This window comes from Microbispora catharanthi (genome assembly GCF_006334915.2).
GTDB classification, from domain to species: domain Bacteria; phylum Actinomycetota; class Actinomycetes; order Streptosporangiales; family Streptosporangiaceae; genus Microbispora; species Microbispora catharanthi.
Genome location: NZ_VDMA02000001.1, coordinates 646,635 through 664,815 on the forward strand (window position 1 = coordinate 646,635; position 18,181 = coordinate 664,815).

Annotated in this window: 19 protein-coding genes; 6 read left to right on the top strand and 13 right to left on the bottom strand. The window is 72.7% G+C overall.

The window, feature by feature from the left end; genetic code table 11:
- Positions 1–7: 7 nt before the first annotated feature.
- The 7 genes from FH610_RS03055 to FH610_RS45070 all read right to left on the bottom strand — a co-directional run bounded on the left by FH610_RS03055 (position 8) and on the right by FH610_RS45070 (position 6,051).
- The gene (locus FH610_RS03055; protein WP_139572636.1) at positions 8–1,438 is read right to left on the bottom strand and encodes a S41 family peptidase; all 1,431 of its coding nucleotides are present in this window, start codon (positions 1,436–1,438) and stop codon (positions 8–10) included.
- Positions 1,435–2,496 carry an ABC transporter permease gene (locus FH610_RS03060; RefSeq protein WP_139572638.1) on the bottom strand — a complete coding sequence of 354 codons (1,062 nt, stop codon included), beginning with the start codon at positions 2,494–2,496 and terminating at the stop codon, positions 1,435–1,437. The genes FH610_RS03055 and FH610_RS03060 overlap by 4 nt, the downstream gene beginning before the upstream one ends.
- Positions 2,493–3,383 (bottom strand): ABC transporter ATP-binding protein, encoded by an 891-nt coding sequence (locus FH610_RS03065; protein ID WP_139572640.1) that lies wholly within the window; start codon positions 3,381–3,383, stop codon positions 2,493–2,495. Before FH610_RS03065 ends, FH610_RS03060 begins: the two co-directional genes overlap by 4 nt.
- Positions 3,380–3,772, bottom strand: coding sequence for a GntR family transcriptional regulator (locus FH610_RS03070; RefSeq protein ID WP_139572643.1), 393 nt, complete (start codon positions 3,770–3,772; stop codon positions 3,380–3,382). Before FH610_RS03070 ends, FH610_RS03065 begins: the two co-directional genes overlap by 4 nt.
- Positions 3,773–3,852: 80 nt before the next feature.
- A complete protein-coding gene (locus FH610_RS03075) occupies positions 3,853–4,569 on the bottom strand; it encodes a MerR family transcriptional regulator (protein WP_139572645.1) in 717 nt (238 codons plus the stop codon).
- Positions 4,570–4,644: 75 nt separating this feature from the next.
- Positions 4,645–5,901, bottom strand: a complete 1,257-nt coding sequence (locus FH610_RS03080) for an APC family permease (RefSeq protein ID WP_139572788.1) — start codon at positions 5,899–5,901, stop codon at positions 4,645–4,647.
- A gap of 21 nt (positions 5,902–5,922) precedes the next feature.
- Positions 5,923–6,051: a hypothetical protein gene (locus tag FH610_RS45070; RefSeq protein ID WP_276607618.1), complete on the bottom strand. Its 129-nt coding sequence runs from the start codon at positions 6,049–6,051 to the stop codon at positions 5,923–5,925.
- A gap of 113 nt (positions 6,052–6,164) precedes the next feature.
- Between FH610_RS45070 and FH610_RS03085 the strand changes: the two genes are divergently transcribed.
- From FH610_RS03085 to FH610_RS03095, 3 genes are all read left to right on the top strand, one after another.
- Positions 6,165–6,938 (top strand): arsenate reductase/protein-tyrosine-phosphatase family protein, encoded by a 774-nt coding sequence (locus FH610_RS03085; RefSeq protein WP_139572647.1) that lies wholly within the window; start codon positions 6,165–6,167, stop codon positions 6,936–6,938.
- Complete coding sequence (locus tag FH610_RS03090; protein WP_167538663.1) at positions 6,935–7,321, top strand: VOC family protein; 387 nt, start codon at positions 6,935–6,937, stop codon at positions 7,319–7,321. Before FH610_RS03085 ends, FH610_RS03090 begins: the two co-directional genes overlap by 4 nt.
- 149 nt (positions 7,322–7,470) lie before the next feature.
- Positions 7,471–8,178, top strand: coding sequence for a hemerythrin domain-containing protein (locus FH610_RS03095; RefSeq protein WP_139572650.1), 708 nt, complete (start codon positions 7,471–7,473; stop codon positions 8,176–8,178).
- A 36-nt stretch (positions 8,179–8,214) separates the two neighbouring features.
- Here FH610_RS03095 and FH610_RS03100 read toward each other — a convergent pair whose 3' ends face one another.
- The 3 genes from FH610_RS03100 to FH610_RS03110 all read right to left on the bottom strand — a co-directional run bounded on the left by FH610_RS03100 (position 8,215) and on the right by FH610_RS03110 (position 11,604).
- Entirely contained in the window at positions 8,215–9,165 is a 951-nt protein-coding gene (locus FH610_RS03100; RefSeq protein WP_240808713.1) for a sigma-70 family RNA polymerase sigma factor, read from the bottom strand.
- Positions 9,166–9,247: 82 nt separating this feature from the next.
- Complete coding sequence (locus tag FH610_RS03105; RefSeq protein WP_139572654.1) at positions 9,248–10,282, bottom strand: hypothetical protein; 1,035 nt, start codon at positions 10,280–10,282, stop codon at positions 9,248–9,250.
- Positions 10,283–10,344: 62 nt separating this feature from the next.
- The gene (locus FH610_RS03110; RefSeq protein ID WP_139572656.1) at positions 10,345–11,604 is read right to left on the bottom strand and encodes an NAD(P)/FAD-dependent oxidoreductase; all 1,260 of its coding nucleotides are present in this window, start codon (positions 11,602–11,604) and stop codon (positions 10,345–10,347) included.
- 80 nt (positions 11,605–11,684) lie between these two features.
- Here FH610_RS03110 and FH610_RS45075 point away from each other — a divergent pair, with 80 nt between their 5' ends.
- Positions 11,685–11,810 (top strand): hypothetical protein, encoded by a 126-nt coding sequence (locus tag FH610_RS45075; protein WP_276607619.1) that lies wholly within the window; start codon positions 11,685–11,687, stop codon positions 11,808–11,810.
- 30 nt (positions 11,811–11,840) lie between these two features.
- On the opposite strand, the gene FH610_RS03115 is transcribed toward FH610_RS45075, so the two are convergent.
- Positions 11,841–13,085, bottom strand: a complete 1,245-nt coding sequence (locus tag FH610_RS03115; RefSeq protein WP_139572659.1) for an RNA polymerase sigma factor — start codon at positions 13,083–13,085, stop codon at positions 11,841–11,843.
- Positions 13,082–13,495 carry a YciI family protein gene (locus tag FH610_RS03120; RefSeq protein ID WP_240808724.1) on the bottom strand — a complete coding sequence of 138 codons (414 nt, stop codon included), beginning with the start codon at positions 13,493–13,495 and terminating at the stop codon, positions 13,082–13,084. Before FH610_RS03120 ends, FH610_RS03115 begins: the two co-directional genes overlap by 4 nt.
- A 277-nt stretch (positions 13,496–13,772) precedes the next feature.
- On the opposite strand from FH610_RS03120, the gene FH610_RS03125 reads away from it, so the two are divergent.
- Positions 13,773–15,329, top strand: a complete 1,557-nt coding sequence (locus FH610_RS03125) for an alpha/beta fold hydrolase (RefSeq protein WP_161627896.1) — start codon at positions 13,773–13,775, stop codon at positions 15,327–15,329.
- Between the two features lie 410 nt (positions 15,330–15,739).
- Positions 15,740–17,044: a tetratricopeptide repeat protein gene (locus FH610_RS03130; protein WP_161627897.1), complete on the top strand. Its 1,305-nt coding sequence runs from the start codon at positions 15,740–15,742 to the stop codon at positions 17,042–17,044.
- Positions 17,045–17,207: 163 nt separating this feature from the next.
- On the opposite strand, the gene FH610_RS03135 is transcribed toward FH610_RS03130, so the two are convergent.
- Complete coding sequence (locus FH610_RS03135; RefSeq protein ID WP_139572668.1) at positions 17,208–18,086, bottom strand: alpha/beta fold hydrolase; 879 nt, start codon at positions 18,084–18,086, stop codon at positions 17,208–17,210.
- Between the last annotated feature and the right edge of the window lie 95 nt (positions 18,087–18,181).

Consider the following 18,181-nt stretch of genomic DNA (forward strand, 5'->3'; position numbering starts at 1 on the left):
GCGCCGGTCATTTGTGCAGCAGGTTCAGGGCCTCGTCGAGGGCGGGGTCGCGCCCTGCGGCGGCGTCCTGCGGGGTCAGCGGCACGTAGTGGTCGGGTGCCACGCCGACCCGGTCGATCACCTCACGGCTGGGCGCCAGGTGATGCGTCGACGGGAACGCCAGGGTGGTGTTGTCGCCGAGGAGGTACGGCTGCGCCGGGCCCGAGACGCCGCCCGCGGTTCGCGTTCCGACCAGCCGGCCGAGACGCAGGTCCTTGACGGCGGAGCTGAAGTGCTCGCAGGCCGAGGCGCAGCCGCGGTCGGTGAGCACCACCAGTGGCAGGCCGAGCAGCGCGACGCTGTCGTCGGTCCGCATGGGGTCGCACGCGCCGTCCGCCGCGCACTGGTAGGCCGTGACCTTGCCGTGGGCGAACCCGCTCAGCAGCCGGATCGCCTCGCCGGGGCTGCCGCCGCCGTTGCCCCGCAGGTCGAGCACGAGGCCGGTGAGCGTGCGGCTCGCACCCAGCCTGGAGATCGCCCTGAAGACCCGGTCCGCGGCGTCGGGCGCGAAACCGCTCAGCCGTACGTAGGCGATGCCGTCTCGCAGCAGCTTCGTCGTCACCACTTGCTGGGTGGCCGGATCGGGCTGGTACAGCCCCGGCTTCAACGTCACGGTCCGGCGCCGGCCGGTTTCCTGCCGCAGGATGTGGAGCCGGACCGCTCTGGCCTCCGGATATTGCGGGTACAGCGCGGTGACGGCGGCCGGGGTGACCTCTCCGTCGACGAAGGGCGCCGATCCGTTGATCGACTCGATGACGTCGCCGGGGCGCAGCCCCGCGTCCTTCGCCGGTCCGCCCAGGACGCCGGTGATGAACAGCGGGGGCAGCGCGGTTCCGGGGTCGACCCTCACCTGGGGGCCGACGCTGGCGCGCAGGCCCAGGCCGTACTGGTCGCCGTCGTAGAAGTCCGGCGGCCGCTTGACGCCGTGCGTCCAGCGGGCGTGGTCGTCACCCAGGCCGGCCACGATGGCCTGCAGGGTGGCGGCGGCGAGCTTCCCCTGGAGGCCGGCGTCGTCCGGCAGCCGGCTGGTGACGCGCCGGTACGCCGCCTCGAACGCGGCCCAGTCGGCGTGACGGTCACCGGTCAACGCCGGCATCGTCGCCTCGGGCAGGTCGCGCCCGCCCCGGTTGAGCTCCCGGGTGAAGGCGGCGAATCCCGCGATCAGCAGTGCGCGGGCGTCCAGCGTGGCCCTGCCGTAGTAGTTGGCGAGGATGCAGAAGTACGCCTGCTCGACGACGTCGATCGTGGTGGGCGTCTCCGGTTGGGGATTTCCCTGCGGCTCGGTGCAGACGGACGATCCGCCGGCGGTCGTCGCGGCGGGCTGGGTGCGCGGCGGCGTCGCGGTGCAGGCGACCGCCAGGAAGAGCACGAGCCCGGCCGTCATGGACTTGGCGGTCATGACAGGCGCCTGCGGATCCACCAGAAGCAGAGACCGGCGAGGCCGGCGGTGACGAGGACGTAGATCCCGGTCTCGATCCACTGGAGCGGCCAGAAGCGCTCGAACGGCTGGTAGATCGCCTCCTGCCGGTAGCCCAGCCGGTTGATCTCGGCGATGCAGGCGTCGAAGCCCTGTGCCGGATCCTGGGCCTGCTGGGACGGCGCGCACGGTCCTGACGTCATGGACACGCGAACGGTGACGGGGGCGCCGTCGCCGCCGACCACGTGTCCGGACGGATCGGTGAGGCGGCTGGACAGCACCCAGGCGCCCGTGTGACCGGGTATCGCCTCATCCAGGATCACTTGCGGAAACGCCTCGTCTCCGGACTTGTTGAACGAGTCCACGTTGTCCGGGCCGAGCTCGAAGGATGAGCTGACCGGAGGGAGGAGGTGGGGCCGGACCGTCAACGGCATGACGATCTGAGCCGCCGCGAAGACGGCCAGGGTGAGGGCCATGGCGGGCAGGGTGCGCCTGACGATCAGTCCCGCGGTTACGCCGAGCACGAACGCGAACGCCGCATAGGCCATGGGGACGATGGCGCGCGCGCCGAACACCAGGGGATCCATGAGCGTGAAGCCCGGCGCGGCGGACTTGTCGAGAGGGGCGGACCACCAGGTCACCGCGAGACTGCACAGCCCGGCGGCCGCCGCGGCGGCCAGGCCGGTGACCGTGAGCTTGACGGCCAGCCAGCGGGCGCGGGTGATGCTCTGGTTCCACACCAGCAGATGCGTGCCGGCCTCCAGCTCGCGGGTGATCAGCGGCGCGCCCCAGAAGAGACCGATCAGGGCCGGTAGAACCAGCACGACGACGGTGGCGGCCTGGAAGGGGGCCTGGTAGTCGTCGAAGAACCGGTCGAAGAAGTGCGCGCAGCCGCCGTCCCGGGTGCAGGCGGTGATGCCGGCGGAGTAGTCGGAGGCCAGTTCCGGCCCGGTCAGTGCCAGGGCGACGGCGAGCACGACGAGCGCGGCGGCCGTCGTCGCGGCCGCGACGCGGAACTGGCGCCAGGTCAGCCAGATCATCGCTGCACCTCCAGGACCGGTCGTCCCTGGGCGGGAGCAGGCCCTTCCATGTAGGCCAGGACGAGGTCTTCCAGGGTGAGCCGGCTGACGGCCCAGGCGGGGTCGTGGATCGGGTCCCCGGTGCGGATGACGAACGTGCTCTGCCGGTCGGTGTGGCTGGCGGAGACGACGTGCTGACCGGCCGGGAGCCGGCCGGGGTCGCGGCGCGGGCCGGTGAGCCGGTGGTGGGTGGCCAGCAGGTCGTCCACCTGCCCCGCGAGCCGCACGCGCGAGCCGACCAGCACGATCAGGTAGTCGCAGGTCCGTTCCAGGTCGGAGACCAGGTGGGAGGAGAGCACCACGCTGAGCTCGTGCTCGGCGACGGCCTCCATCAGGCCCTGCAGGAACTCGCGGCGGGCCAGCGGGTCGAGCGCGGCGACCGGCTCGTCCAAGATCAGCAGCTCGGGCCGTTTGGCCAGGCCGAGGGTGAGGGCGAGCTGCGCGCGCTGCCCGCCCGACAGCTTCCCCGCCCGGTGCCGGGGATCGAGGCCGAGCCGTTCGACGCGTTCTCGCGCGAGCGCGGCGTCCCAGCCGGGGTTGAGCCGGGCACCCAGCCGCAGATGGTCGGCGACGCTCAGGCCCGCGTAGACGGGGGTGTCCTGGGCGACGAATCCGATCCTGGCCAGCTGCGCCGGGTCTCCCGTGGGACGGCCGCCGAGCACGGCGATGGTTCCCGAGGTCGGCGTCAGCTGGCCGGCGGCCAGCTTGAGCAGGGTGGTCTTGCCGGCGCCGTTGGGGCCCACCAGCCCCACGACGTGGCCGGCCGGGATGTCGACGGTGCACTCGCGCAGCGCCCATCGCTTGCCGTACTTCTTGCCCAGGTCGCGGGCCTGCAGGACGGCGCTCACGCGATGTCCTCCTGAGCGGCGGTCCGGAAGGTGGTCATGAACAGCGCCTCGATGCTTTCGTCGTCGAGGCCGGCCAGACGGGCCTTGGTCAGCCATCGGCGCAGGTCCTGACGCAGCCGGCCGTGCGCGGCCAGTGAGGCGTCGGTCAGCGTCCTGGTCACGAACGTCCCGACTCCCGGCCGGGCCGCCACCAGGCCCTCGTGCTCGAGTTCCCGGTAGGCCTTGAGCACCGTGTTCGGGTTGATCGCCAGCTGCGCCACCACGTCCTTGACGGTCGGAAGCTGATCGCCTTCACGCAGCAGGCCCAGCCGCAGCGCGTGCCGCACCTGCTGGACGAGCTGCAGGTACGGCGAGACGCCGGACCGGCCGTCCAGGTAGAACTCGATCATTACAACCTCTATTCATCTAGGTTCCTAGCACTTTAGGTATGTAGATGTTAAGCGGTCGTAAGGATCAATGGATAGGTGTGTCAGCGCCCGGCGGCGCCGGTGACGTACTCGTGCAGGCGCGCCGATCCTTCGAGCATGGCGACGGCGGTGGAGGCGAGTGCGGCGCCGCGTTCGGCGAGGGCGGCGCGCAGCGCCTCGGTGCTGCCGGTGCGGCGCAGGCCGTCGAGCACGTCTCCGATCCGCGCGAGCGGATACCGTCCCTGCCGCAGCATGTGGATCATGCGGGCGTCACGGACCTCGGCCGGGCCGTACCACCGGTAGCCGGTGCCGGGCTCGCGCTGCGGCGTCAGCAGCCCGGCGGCCTCCCACACCCGCAACGCCGAGGTGCGTACGCCGAGGAGGGCGGCCACCTCCCCGATGCGCAGGGCGGACTGCGGCGCGGCCGGGCCGCCGGGATCCTGCCCGGCCACCGCTTCGAGCGCCTCCCCCGTCGCCCGCAGGGCGAGCCGCTGCTGGTGCAGCGCGGCGTGGCAGGCGTCCACGAGGGCGAGCGCGCCCGTCAGGTCGCCGTCGTGGACGGCCAGCATGATCGTTCGGGCGGCCTCCCACCCGTACCCCTTGGCCAGCGCCCGATAGGCGAGCAGGGCCTCGCGGTGCCGCGTGTCGAACCTGCGGTAGCCGGCGGCCGTCCGCTCGGCAGGCGGGAGGATTCCCGCGTCGGCGTAGTTGCGGATCTGCTGGGTGGAGACCCCCGCCTCCCGCGCCAGATCGACCGGGCGCAGCGCCCTGTGACTCACCTGTGGCTCACCGGACTTGAGGCTTCGGGTCGCATCCGCTCATGATAAGCGCCTGCGAGTCTCAAGTGCCGCTCGTCAGGTGACGGCCCGGCGCAGGGCGTAGACGGCGGCGCCGGCCGCCAGCACGGCGGCACCGGAGACCACCGAGGACAGCGGCAGGGCGAAGGCCAGGATCAGGCACCCGGCCAGGCCGACGGCGGGCACGGCACGCGGCGGCCGTCCCTCATCGCGGCCGAGGGTCCAGGCGCCGGCGTTGGCGACGGCGTAGTAGACCAGCACGCCGAAGGAGGAGAACCCGATCGCGCCGCGCAGGTCCGCCGTCGCGGCCAGGATCGCCACGACCGCGCCGACGGCCAGCTCGGCGCGGTGGGGCACCGCGAAGCGCGGGTGGACGGCGGCGAGCGCGTGCGGCAGGTGCCGGTCGCGTGCCATGGCGAGCGTGGTGCGGGACACCCCGAGGATCAGTGCGAGCAGCGAGCCGGTCGCGGCGAGCGCGGCGCCCGCCCGTACGACCGGGGCCAGGCCGGGATGCCCTGCCTCCCGCACGACGGCGGCCAGGGGTGCGGCAGCGTCGCCCAGGGCCGCGCCGCCCAGCACGGCGAGCGCGGACACCGCGACCGCCGCGTAGACGACCAGGGTGAGCCCGAGCGCGAGCGGAATCGCGCGGGGGATGGTCCGCGTCGGGTCGCGCACCTCCTCGCCGAGGGTGGCGATGCGGGCGTAACCGGCGAAGGCGAAGAACAGCAGACCCGCCGCCTGCAACACCCCGCCGGCGGTGGCGTCGGCTCCGACGTCCAGCCGGCCCGTGTCCGCGGCGCCGGAGGTCAGGCCCGCGACCACCACGGCGGCCAGGACCGCGAGGACCACCCCGACGATGAACCGGGTGAGCCAGGCACTCTTGTGGATCCCCGCGTAGTTGACCGCGGTCAGCGCCACCACGGCCGCCGCCGCCACCGCGTGGGCCTGCTCCGGCCACACGTAGGAGCCGACGGTCAGCGCCATCGCCGCACACGAGGCGATCTTGCCGACCACGAACGCCCACCCCGCCAGGTAGCCCCAGAAGTCCCCCAGCCGCTCCCGCCCGTACACGTAGGTGCCGCCGGAGGCGGGGTAGCGCGCGGCCAGCCGGGCCGAGGAGGTCGCGTTGCAGTAGGCGACCACCGCGGCCGCCGCCAGCCCGAGCAGCAGTCCGGACCCGGCCGCCCGCGCCGCCGGCGACAGGGCGGCGAAGATCCCCGCGCCGATCATCGAACCCAGCCCGATGACCACGGCGTCGGACAGGCCCAGCCGGCGCTCCAGCGGTCCCTGCCCAGCGCGGGCCGGTGTGCCCATGTCCACCTCCAGTGACATCGATCACCGTACTTCCCGGCCTGCGGGTTCGGACGGCACGGCGTCGACGTCGAACCCCGGCAGTTCGGTGTCGAAGACCGCAAGCCCCCGCAACAGATCACGAATCGTCCCCACCGCGACGTTCTCCCCCACGATCACTCCCTCCACCTCACGCCGCCCGTTCCGGACACACGACGAGGCCGCGGCCCCGGAGCCTGCCTCCTCGGCAGTGTTGCATCAAATGGGTTTGATGTATTGTCCGGGTCATGGCGTCGTCCGAGCAAGCCCTTCCGGCGTTCGTTCGCCTGGCCGCCCACACGCTGCGCTGGCGGCTGTTGTCCGAGCTCGCGGCGGGCGACCTGCGGGTCCGCGAGCTGATGACGCTGGTCGGGGCGCCGCAGAATCTGGTCTCCTACCACCTGCGGCTGCTGCGCGACGGCGACCTGGTCACCGTCACACGCAGCAGCCGCGACGGCCGCGACAGCTACTACCGGCTCAACCTGGACCGCTGCGCCCAGGCCCTGGCAAGCGCCGGCGCCGCCCTGCATCCCGCACTGCGCGGCGTCCCCGAGCCGCCGGCGCCTCCGCCGGGCCGGCCCCGTCTCTCGGTGCTGTTCGCCTGCACGGGAAACAGCGCCCGCTCACCGATCGCCGAAGCTCTGCTGCGCCATCACACCGCCGGTCGCGTGACCGTGACCAGCGCCGGCAGCCGGCCCGCGGCACGGGTGCACCCGCACGCCGTACGCGTGCTGCGTGAGCAGTACGGCATCGACATCGCCGACCGGCGGCCCCGCCATCTCGACACGCTGCGCGGGCGCCGGTTCGATTACGTCATCACCCTGTGCGACAAGGTCCGCGAAGCCTGCCCCGAGTTCGGCGACCACGCGCGGCGGATCCACTGGAGCACCCCCGATCCGGCTGCGGCGGGCCGGTCGGAGCAGGACGTCCATGCCGCGCTCGCCCGAGCGGCGGCGGACATCGACACGCGCGTCCGTTACCTACTGCCCGTCCTGGCTCAGACTCCGGAGGCTCACTCATGACGGTGACCGACCACTACGCCTGCGTCCGCTACATCGTCGACGACGTCCGGACGGCCGTCGGCTTCTACACCAGCCATCTCGGCTTCACCCTGAACAGCAGCGCCGCACCCGCCTTCGCCGACGTGGTACGCGGGCCGCTGCGGCTGCTGCTGTCCGGACCCGCCAGCTCCGGCGCCCGCGCCACACCCGCCGAGGCCGGCGGCGCGGGCCGCAACCGCATTCAGCTGGTCGTCGACGATCTGGACGCCGAGATCGGCCGGCTGCACGCCGCGGGCCTGTCGTTCCACGGCGAGGTGGTCACCGGCCCCGGCGGCCGGCAGATCCTGCTCCCCGACCCCGCCGGCAACCTCGTCGAACTGTTCGAGCCCGCCAATCGGTCCTGACCTCGGCCGGCCAGGCCGGTCGCGTCACACGGATCGCCAGGCGAAGCGTTTACCCGCGCCGCCGCGTGGCGTCCGGCCGTGCGGGGGAGTCTCCGATCGCGTACGAGCACGCGGGCGGCGCCCGACGACCGGGCGAGGACGGAGAAGGCGTGGACGATCGTGACTCACCGGCGGTGCGCCGCCGCGACCTGCTTGGCCTGTCCGCCGCCGCCCTCGCGGGGGCGGCGACCGTCACGGCCCCCGCGGCGGCGGCCGCGCCGCGCGCCCCTGAACAGGAGGCGGAGGTGACTCCGCCCGAGGACCTCATGCGCGAGCACGGCGTGCTGAAGCGTCTCCTGCTCGTCTACCGGGAGGGCATCCGGCGGATCGAGGGCGGCGAGCGGGCGCCCACGCAGCCGCTGAACGCCGCCACCCGCATCATCCGCGGCTTCATCGAGGACTACCACGAGCACCTGGAGGAGAAGTACGTCTTCCCCCGGCTACGCGAGGTCGGCAGGCTCACCGGCACCGTCTCGGTCCTGCTGCTGCAGCACCGCCGAGGACGCGAGCTGACCGAGCGCATCCTCACCGCCACCCGGCATGCCAGGGGGGCCAGGGCCGCCCCTACCCTGGTCGCCGACATGGCGGCGTTCGTCCGCATGTACGAGCCGCACGAGGCGCGGGAGGACACGGTGGTGTTCCCCGCCTTCCGTGAGGTCGTGCCCGCCAAGGAGTTCCTCCGCCTGGCCGAGCTCTTCGAAGACGAGGAGCACCGGCGTTTCGGGCCGCGCGGCTTCGAAGGCGTGGTCGACCAGGTCGCCGACATCGAGAAGGCGCTCGGCGTCTACGACCTGTCCCGCTTCACTCCCGCCGGATGACGCGGGCGGCTGCGCCTGGCTGCGGTCGGCGTCGGGTCACCACTGGCTGATGAGCGGCGTGTCCGGCCCGTGCCGCCGCCAAGCTTCGGCGAGGCGGACGAGGCGGGTGGGGGCGGCGATGCCGCGCACGGTCGCGATCTTGCCGCCCGTGATGTCGAACGTCACGGCGCCGATGACCTGGTCGCCGATCACGAAGAGGATGGCGGAGGCGCCATTGACGAGCGCGTAGTGGATGGCGGGCGTCCCGCCGGCGAATCGCCGCTTGGCGGGTGTGGGTCTGAGGCCGGCCCGTACGACGGCGGCGATGCGCTGCGGAGTGTCGTACCTCAGCAGCTTCTCGGCCAGGCCGGCGCCGTCGGAGATCGCGATCGCGTCGTCGGTGAGCAGCGCCACCAGCCGTTCGGTGCGGCCCGAGGAGGCAGCGGCGAGGAATTCCTCGACGACCCTGCGGGCGGATGCCGGGTCGACTTCGCCGCCGCGGCGCGCGGCGGTGATGCGGCGCCGGGCCCGGTGGAGGTGCTGCTGGCTCGCGAACTCGGTGATGTCGAGGATCTCTGCGATCTCGGCGTGGCTGTGGGAGAACGCTTCACGCAGGACGTAGACGGCCCGCTCGAGGGGCGACAGGCGCTCCATGAGCGTCAGCACGGCCAGGGAGACCGATTCGCGCTGCTCGAACGAGTCGGCCGGGCCGAGCATCGGGTCGCCGTCGAGGAGCGGTTCGGGCAGCCAGGCGCCGGCGGTGCGCTCGCGGCGGGCTCGCGCCGAGCGGAGCCGGTCGAGGCACAGGTTGGTGACGACCTTGGCCAGCCATGCTTCCGGCACCTTGATCCGTTGCCGGTCCGCGGCCTGCCAGTGCAGGAACGCATCCTGCACGACGTCCTCGGCGTCGGCGGCGGAGCCCAGCAGCCGGTAGGCCAGTGAGGCCAGCCGGCTCCGGCTGGCCTCGAACCGGCTGGTGCCGAAGCGATCAGTGGCGGTGCTGTCCACGCGGACCACCCTCCAGCAGGTGTTTCAGAGATTCGTCACGGCCCGATCGATGGCACGTCCTGAGCCGGCGGGGCTGTGGGGGTCAGGCCGTCGCGTGCGTGGCCGGCTGTGCGCCAGCCTCTGCGACGGTGCCGGTAGGGCGGGTGCGCAGGCCGCCGACCAGGCACAGCATCATTCCGAGCGTGAGCCAGGTCGCCAGGACCGTGACAGAGTGGGTGGCGCCGTGACCGTCGAAGAAGGCGGTGGAGCGCAGCAGCCGGCCACCGGCCCCGGGCGGTAGCAGCTGGCCGAGGGTGCCGGACCAGCCGGGCAGCATCTCGGGCGCGGTCGCGGTGCCCGACAGGGGGTTGCCTATGAGCATCATGGTGGCGGCGCCGAGGCCGAGGCCGGCGTACCCGAGCAGTGACTCGAGCCCGAGGATGCTCAGGGAGGTGGCCGCGATGGTCAGGGCGATGGCGCCGCTGTTGGCCCAGTAGGAGCCGTTGAGTGAGCCGAGCCAGAACTGCAGGATCGCTGCCACGGCAAGCCCGCCGGTGACGGCGAAGGCGAACGCTCCGGTGACGCGGCGGACGGCGCCGCGGACGAGCCTGGTCAAGAGCACGGCGGCGAGCAGGCCGCCCATGACCAGCGGCAGGGCTCCGGCGGCCAGTCCGGCACCGCGCGGGTCGCCGGCCGGCAGCGGGACGAGGTCGCGGGCGGCGACCGCCGTACTGGTTCCCTGTGCCTGGCTGAGGCCGGTCGCGATGCTGTTCAGGGCCTGGACGACGGCGGCGCTTCCGGCGGATGCGGTGATGACCTGTGGGGTACCGGAACTGAGGTCGATCGCCCCGTACACCATGCGGTCGCGGATCAGCTTTTCGGCGGCGGCGGTGTCGGCGGCCTCGGTGACCTCGAAGCCGTCGGGAAGCCGTTGGTCGAGTGCGGCGGTGAGCTGCTTGACGGCGGGGGCGGGCCCGGCGACGGCGATCGGCACATCATGCACCGATGAGCGTACCGACGGCCAGGCGAAGGCGGTGAGCAGCAGGCTGATGCTCACCGTGAGCAAGGCGACTGCCCCGGCCACCGTCGGCCAGGGTGAGGGCGACGCGTTGGCTGCGGGCGAGGCCTGAGTGGACATGCCTTCTCCTTCGGAGAGGGGAGTTCATCGCCGGGTGAGCGGGGTTTCGGACTCGACGCGGGTCAGCTTTCCTGATTGCGGATGTAGTAGACGCCGCTGATGCGGGCCTTCTCGACACGACCGGCCTTCTCGGCGGTCGCGTCCGGCGCGGCGGCCAGGCGGTGCTTGCGCTTGGGCATGCCGAACGTCGGGTGCGAGGTGGCCCACAGCGACATCTTGAGGATGCCCGCCTTGATCCGCGCGGGCTTCCGGCCGCCCATGTACTTCGGCTTTGCTCGCCCTTCGTCGTCGACCATCTGCAGGATCCCGTCCCGCCGCCCGAGACTGATGTGGTTGTACGTGTAAACCAGCCTGGTGATCGCGATCTTGCGGCCGGTCAGGCCTCCCACGATCGCCTCGACAGCCTGCCGGCCGGTGTAGCCGGCCGAAGCGCAGGACATCGGCAGCGGCCGTCCGTTGTCGCCGATGGCGTAGGCGCTGTCACCGACGGCGTAGATGTTCGGGTGCGAGACCGACCGCATGGTGCGATCGACGACGATCCGGCCGTTCTCGGTGACCTCCAGCCCGCCGGCGGCGGCGATGGGGTCGACCGCGAATCCGGCCGTCCACACGGTTGCGTCGGATGCCAGGGCGGTGCCGTCGGCGCACAGCACCCGCGTCGCTTCGACGGCTTCGACGCTGGTGTGCTCCAGGACGGTGATGCCCAGCCGGTCGCAGGCATGGCGCAGGTGGCTGCGGGCCCCGGCGGAGAGCCGGCCGCCCAGCTCGCCGCGGGCGACCAGCGCCACCGACAGGCCGGGCCGGGATTCGGCGATCTCGGTGGCGGTCTCGATGCCGGTCAACCCGTCGCCGACGACCACCACACGCCCGCCTTCGCCCCGCCTGCCCAGGCTGTCCAGGCTGTCCAGGCGCTCGCGCAGGCGCAGTGCCGATGGCCTGGCGGCGACGTCGAAGGCGTACTCGGCCGCGCCGGGGACAGTGTGGTCGGCACCGTGGCTGCCGAGCGCGTACAAAAGCGTGTCGTAGCCGAGTTCGCCGCCGCCGTCGGCGTCGGCCACGGCGACGACCTGGCGCTCGGGGTCGACGGCGGCGACGCGGGCCACGCGCAGCCGTATCCCCGTGCCCGAGAAGACGTCGGCGAGCTTCGGAGCCTCGATGTCCTGACCGGTCGCCAACTGATGCAGCCGCATTCGCTGAACGAAGTCAGGCACGGCGTTGACCACGGTGATCTCGGTGTTCGCCGGGGACAGCCGGCGGGCCAGGGTCCCGGCCACGTAGGCCCCGGCATAGCCGGCGCCGAGGACGACGATGTGGTGCTTCATGTGACGCTCCTGTCGGTTCGCTTGCTCTCAGTGAGTTGAGCGGGACGTCGCCCCGATTGCTGACAGGAACTGCGTGTGGCATGGGTCACAGAGCGGGAGGAGCGTCGCCCGGCGATGCTCGCGACGCCGAGGCGGCGCAGAAGGTCGAGGTCGAGCCGGGCGTCCATGTCCGGCCGGGAGTCCGGTCGACCGCGATCCGGTCGTGAGACGGTGTCGCCGGGACTCCGGCCGGCTCGTCAGCCGTCGTCACCCAGGTGGGCGGCGCGGGCGTTGAGGTAGCGCCGGCGCGGCAGGCTCGCCGCCCGCCGGGCCGCCGCCAGGTAGGCCTCGCGTGCCGCCGCCCGCTGTCCGGCCATCTCCAGCAGGTGCGCGCGCACGGCGGGCAGGCGGTGGTCGCGGGCGAGCCGTTCGTCGCCCTCCAGCCCGTCGAGCAGGTCCAGCCCCGCCCGCGGCCCCCGGCTCATCGCCACCGCGACCGCGTGGTTCAGCAGCGTCACGGGGTTGTCCGACATCCCCGTCAGCACCTCGTACAGCGCGGCGATCTGCGGCCAGTCGGTCGTGTCCGCGCTCCGCGCCTCGTCGTGCAGGGCGGCGATCGCCGCCTGGACCTGATAGGGCCCGGGCGCACCCCGCGCCAGGGCCGCGTCGACCAGCGCCACGCCCTCGGCGATGCGGGCGGCGTCCCACAGCGTCCGGTCCTGCTCGGCCATCGGGATCGGCGTGCCGTCCGGGGCGGTGCGCGCGGCGCGGCGTGCGTCGGTGAGCAGCATGAGCGCGAGCAACCCGGCCGCCTCGCCGTCGTCCGGCAGCAGCCGGTGGACGATGCGGGCCAGCCGGATCGCCTCGGCGGTCAGATCCTCACGGCGAAGCCCGGCCTCCCCGGCGTACCCCTCGGTGAAGACCAGGTAGAGCACGTGGAGGACGGCGCTGAGGCGCGCGTCGTGGTCGGCTCGCGCGGGCATGCCGAACGGGAGGCCGCTGTCCCTGACGCGTTGCTTGGCCCGGGTGATGCGGCGGGTCATGGTCGCCTCCGGCACCAGGAACGCCCGGGCGATCTGCGCGGTGGTCAGGCCGCCGACCGCGCGGAGGGTGAGGGCGATCTGCGAGGCGGGCGACAGCGCGGGATGGCAGCACATGAACAGCAGGATCAGCGTGTCGTCGGACCCGGCGGTCGACGTGTCCGACACGGGCGCGAGCCGCCACTCGGGAAGCGCCCGCCTGCCGGCGGCGTCCTCCCGTTCGCGCCGGGCCTGCTCGGCGCGCAGCAGGTCGGTGAGCCTGCGGGCGGCGACGGTGACGAGCCAGCCCAGCGGGTTGTCCGGCAGGCCGTCCTCCGGCCAGCGGACGGCGGCGGCGAGCAGCGCCTCCTGCACGGCGTCCTCCGCGGTGTCGAAGTGGCCGTACCGTCGCACGACCGCGCCGAGGACCCGCGGCGCCAGGCCGCGCAGCAGGTCCTCGGCCTCGCCGCGAGGCGTCGTCACAGCTCCAGCTCGGCCTGTGACTCGGCGATCGGACGCACGTCCACGTACCACTCGTGCGCCAGGGCCGCGTTCTCGGGATGCGGGGTGTGCGCCAGGCGCGCGGCGATCTGTGTCGCCCGGTCGAAGCTGTCGCACTCGACGATCGTGTAGCCCGCCAGGACCTCCTCGGTCTCGGCGTACGGGCCCTCGGTGACGACGGGGACGCCCTCACGCAGCCGGATCCTGCGAGCGTGGACGGGGGCGGTCAGGCCCTGGGCGTCGACGAACTCCCCCGACTTCACCAGGTCGTCGTTCCACTCCGTCATGAACGCGTGCATGGCCGCGGCGTCCTCGGCCGACCAGGCGGGTCCGTGGCCCGGCCGTCCCGCCAGGACGTCGTAGTCCCGCTGTGAGCCGTACAGCATGATCATGTATTTCACGGTTCGTTCCTCTCCGGCGGGCATCGTCGGCACCGCTTCACCAAGGACGTCGAAGCCGGCCCCCGGATCCGGACACACCCGTGAGCACGAAAGACCGTCCGGCCACTGTGCCGGAGCGGCCGCGGGCCCTGTCAAGCGAGGGAACGCTGGGAAAGTTTCACGCGCGGGCACGAGGGCCGCGCCCCGGAGCAGCGCGCACTCCCCCGCCGGACGGCACGCTGGGGCGGACCGTTGGCGCGCGCGGCTCCCGTTGATCAGTGTGTGCGGCATGACGAACTGGGCAGGCGCGGCGCGGATCGCGGCCGTCGCGGCATCGATCGTGCTGCTCTCGCCGGCGCTCCCGGCGCCGGCGGCGGAAGCGCCGGCGGGCGTGGCGGACCCCTCCTCGGGCCGGAATCCGCAGCAGAATCCCCCGCAGGACCCACAGCGGGATCCGCGCCGGCATCCGACGCGGGATCTGCGCTGGGGCGACTGCGCGGGGGTCGACGATCCCGCCCTGCGCTGCGCCGAGGTCACCGTGCCGCTCGACCACCGCCGTCCCCGCGGCCGGACGATCACGATCGCCATCTCGCGGCTGCCCGCGACGGACCCGACCCGGCGCCACGGCGTGCTGCTCACCACCGGAGGCGGCCCCGGCGGGCCGGGCGTGCCGCTGCCGTCGAGCCTGGCACCCCTGCTGTCCCCCGAGGTGCGGGCGCGCTACGACCTGATCGGCTTCGACATCCGATTCGTCGAGCGGAGCACGCCCATCGGCTGCGGCCAGGAGGTGGAGGAGCCCGGCGGCTACTGGGTCCGCACCGCCACCCCCGGAAGCCTCCCGGCCGACGCGGCCGAGGCCCGCGCGTACGCCCGCGACTGCGTGCGCGCGGCCGGGTGGGCCCTGCCGTACGCCACCACGGCGAACGCCGCCAGGGACATGGACGCCATCCGGGCCGCGCTCGGCGAGGAGAAGATCTCCTACCTCGGCGGATCGTACGCGGGGATGCTCGGGGCGGTCTATGCCGTCTTGTTCCCCGGCAGGGTGGACAGGTTCGTGCTGGACAGCCCGGTCAACCCGGACAACGCGTGGCGGCCGTACGAACTGGACCGCACCCCGGCGTTCGAGGCCGGGACGGTCGCCTTCGCCGCCTGGACGGCCGAGCGGGACACCGTGTACGGCCTCGGCGGCACGGCGCGGGAGGTCACCGACGCCGTCTCGGGGCTGATCCGGCGCGCCGCGACGGCCCCGGTCGTCGTCGCGGGTCACGCCTGGACGTCGGGCGAACTCGGGACGCTCCTCGTGGCGGGCATCTACGACGAGCGCTCCTTCGGGCTGGTCGCTGCGGCGTTCGCGGACATCGCCGCCGGGCGGGAGCCCTACGTGCCGTTCCCCGTCCGCCCGCTGCCGCCCGCGGGGGTGCCCGGCGTCCCGGCCGACAACCACACGGCGACCAACATGGCCTACCGGTGCGGGGACGGTCCCTGGCCGCGTGACCTCCGCGACTACCAGCGTGATCTCGCCTCCTACAGCGCACGGTATCCGCTGTTCGGCCCGGCCAACGCCAACATCACGCCGTGCGCCTTCTGGCCCCGGATCAAGGACGAGCCGGTGCGGCTGCCGGCCGATCGGACGCCCGGGGTCCTGGTCACCGCCGCGCTGCGGGACGTGGCGGCGCCGGTGGCCAACAGCCGCGCCGTGGCGGCGGGCATCCGGGGCTCGCGCCTGGTCACCGTCGACGCGCACACCCACGCGCCGTACCCCGCCTTCGGCGACGCCTGCCTCAACGGCCAGGTCGACGCCTTCCTCACCACCGGGACGCTCCCGCCCGCCGACGTCGCCTGCTGACCCCGTCGGAACGGGTCGGCCCGGCACAGGGTGCCGGGCCCTCCGCGGTCATGGGCGGAACACCTGCAGCGTGACCGCGCGGCGTACAGCCGGTCTCGTGGCCGGGGTGGAAGAGCGCGTTGCTCTTTCATTACGCACCACGGTTGGTGCCGAATGTGCGCGTGTTGCCTTCCGCATGCCGTGGCTTCTCGCCGGCGACCACCGTCGGTCGCGGCCGTGACACGACCATGACACGGCGCGGACGAGGCGGGGACACCGCTGGCCGACAGTGGGTGGGGTCGGCGGCTGTGGCCCCGGCGACTCCGGCGTCGCTCTCGTCAAGCACGGCGCGATGAGCCGGCCGCAGCTGCTGTGACCGTCCGTTGGATGAGAGTTCCGGCGAAGGTGATCGCGAAAAGGAGAAGGCGTTGGTGAATGACGGAGAATGGGACCGGCGTTCGGTGTTGCGGGGCGCCGCGGTGCTGGCCGGTGCGGCCGCGACGGCGCCGCTGTTCGGCGGGGCGGCCACGGCGCTGGCCGGCAGCGGTGACGCGGACGCGCTGTTCAAGGCCGGGAAGTTCGAGCAGGCCGGCCGCGCGTACGAGGAGATTCTGAAGACAGACCCCACGAACCTGCACGCGGCCCGGCGGCGCGGCTATGTAGCGTTACTGGCCAACAAGTTCCCCGACGCCGAGAAATACCTCAAGATGGCCGTCGAGCTGGCACCCGACGACAAGGACGCCAACTACTTCCTGGCCGACTGCTACATCCGGCAGGACGAATTCGCCCTGTCCGCACCGCACTGGCAAGCAGCCGGCGAGGACAGCTACGCCAAGTGGTTCGCGGCGGTCAGCGGGGAGCCGTATCAGATCCACGGCGACATCGCGCGTGTGCCGTTCCAGCAGATGGACCCGATTCCGCTGGTGGAGGCCTCGGTCAACGGCGGGCCGGCGAAGCGCTTCATGTTCTACACCGGCGCCCCGAATCTGAGCATGCGTGCGTCGGTGGCCAAGGAGGCCGGGCTGAGCCCGGTCGCCAGTCAGAAGATCGAGTACGAGAACGACACCATATGGGCGTACTACGGGGTGCTGGACTCCTTCAAGCTGGGCGGCATCGAACTGCGCAACGTACCCGTGGGCTGGTCGTCGACGGAGTCGGGCGAGGATGTCGACACTGACAGCGACGGCCTGATCGGCACGTGGGTCTTCTACCACTTGCTGACCACCTTCGACTACGCGGGGCGGTCGCTGATCCTGCGCCGCCGGACCCCCGAAACGGCCAGGAAGGCACGCGCCGACGCCATCCGGGCGGGTGCCAAACCCCTGCCGCTGTGGCTGGCCCGTGAGCAATATCTGCACAGCAGGGGCAGCATCGCCGGCGTCGCCGGCTCCGGCACAGGGGTGGTGGGCGTGAACTTCGGCGGAAGGGGCGAGATGGCCGCGGTCGTGTTCGGGGACACTGCCAAGCGGTTGGGGATCCGCACCGACCACGACCGCCCGATCGGGACTTTCGCCCACAGCCACCCAGCCGTCACCTACCCCTGCTACCCGAAGGAGATCCGCCTCGGCAACGCCACCGCCGAGGAGATCTACTGCGAGAACCACCCAGGGGCCGAGCTCGCCCCCTTGGGGTTCGACGTGCCGGCCACCTTCTTCCACTGCTTCTACAAGCCCTACAACGTCACTCTCGACTTCACCGGCATGAACCTCTACATCGCCCGCGGTAAGGCCACCTGATCACCGCGACCGCGCGAGCGTCATGAGAGCGGCCTCGCCCGTGGCCGCCCTGGTGATGTCCGCGGTGGCGTTGGTGATCCCGCCGTTCGCCGTCATCATCGCCAACCACGGTGACCGTCGCGACCGACGTGGGGCCGATCCCGCGGGCGTACCGGTGCCTCGATCAGCGGGCGAGGAGGGCGCGCAGGGCCCCGGCGACGCCGGCCGGGTCCTCCTCGGCCATGAAGTGCCCGCATTTGACCGTCGTGTGCACCAGGTCGGGGGCCCAGCCGCCCCACAGCGCCTCGGCGTCGTACCCGAGGGCGGCCCCCCAGTCCTGCTGGAGCACGGTCACCGGCATCCGCAGGCGGTTCCCCGCCTCCCGGTCCGCCCGGTCGTGGTCCACGTCGATCCCCGCCGACGCGCGGTAGTCCGCCACGATCGAGGGCACCGCCGCACGGCAGGCGTCCAGGTAGGCGGCGCGTACGCCGGCGGGGATCGCCTCGCGGTCGAGGGTCCAGACGTCGAGGAAGTGGCCGAAGAAGGCGTCCGCGCTCGCGCCGATCATCCGCTCGGGCAGGCCGGGCGGCTGGGCCATCAGGTACAGGTGGAATCCGACGGCGGCGCCTGCGCCGTGCATCACGTCCCACATGTCCAGCGTGGGCAGCACGTCGAGGCACGCCAGGTGGCTGATCGAGGCCGGGTGGTCGAGCCCGGCGCGGAAGGCGACCAGCGCGCCGCGGTCGTGGCCGGCCAGCGCGAACCGCTCATGTCCCAGCGCCCGCGCCACGGCGACGACGTCGGCGGCCATCGTGCGCTTGGAATAGGTCTCGCGACCGGCCTCGGCCGGCTTGTCGCTGGCGCCGTAGCCGCGCAGGTCGGGACAGATCACGGTGTGGTCGGCGGCCAGGTCGGCGGCGACGTGCCGCCACATCAGGTGGGTCTGGGGGAAACCGTGCAGCAGCACGATCGGGCTCCCCGACCCGGCGACGGCCGCGTTCAGCGACACGCCGTCGGCGACCGGCACGCGAAGGTAGTCGAAACCGGGAAGGACAGGCGCCATCACGCGCCCCCTTTCTGTACGGGATCAGATGCCCCCAGGCTGCCGGGCGTGAATGAGCATCCGATCAGCGCGCTACCGTGGCAGTTGCTTTGACC

What these genes read in the sequence shown, in the direction of transcription:
- FH610_RS03055 (WP_139572636.1), bottom strand. Translation starts at nt 1,438, where the DNA reads ATGACCGCCAAGTCCATGACGGCCGGGCTCGTGCTCTTCCTGGCGGTC.
- FH610_RS03060 (WP_139572638.1), bottom strand. Translation starts at nt 2,496, where the DNA reads ATGATCTGGCTGACCTGGCGCCAGTTCCGCGTCGCGGCCGCGACGACG.
- FH610_RS03070 (WP_139572643.1), bottom strand. Translation starts at nt 3,772, where the DNA reads ATGATCGAGTTCTACCTGGACGGCCGGTCCGGCGTCTCGCCGTACCTG.
- FH610_RS03080 (WP_139572788.1), bottom strand. Translation starts at nt 5,901, where the DNA reads ATGGGCACACCGGCCCGCGCTGGGCAGGGACCGCTGGAGCGCCGGCTG.
- FH610_RS03085 (WP_139572647.1), top strand. Translation starts at nt 6,165, where the DNA reads ATGGCGTCGTCCGAGCAAGCCCTTCCGGCGTTCGTTCGCCTGGCCGCC.
- FH610_RS03090 (WP_167538663.1), top strand. Translation starts at nt 6,935, where the DNA reads ATGACGGTGACCGACCACTACGCCTGCGTCCGCTACATCGTCGACGAC.
- FH610_RS03105 (WP_139572654.1), bottom strand. Translation starts at nt 10,282, where the DNA reads ATGTCCACTCAGGCCTCGCCCGCAGCCAACGCGTCGCCCTCACCCTGG.
- FH610_RS03110 (WP_139572656.1), bottom strand. Translation starts at nt 11,604, where the DNA reads ATGAAGCACCACATCGTCGTCCTCGGCGCCGGCTATGCCGGGGCCTAC.
- FH610_RS45075 (WP_276607619.1), top strand. Translation starts at nt 11,685, where the DNA reads ATGGGTCACAGAGCGGGAGGAGCGTCGCCCGGCGATGCTCGCGACGCC.
- FH610_RS03120 (WP_240808724.1), bottom strand. Translation starts at nt 13,495, where the DNA reads ATGATCATGCTGTACGGCTCACAGCGGGACTACGACGTCCTGGCGGGA.
- FH610_RS03125 (WP_161627896.1), top strand. Translation starts at nt 13,773, where the DNA reads ATGACGAACTGGGCAGGCGCGGCGCGGATCGCGGCCGTCGCGGCATCG.
- FH610_RS03135 (WP_139572668.1), bottom strand. Translation starts at nt 18,086, where the DNA reads ATGGCGCCTGTCCTTCCCGGTTTCGACTACCTTCGCGTGCCGGTCGCC.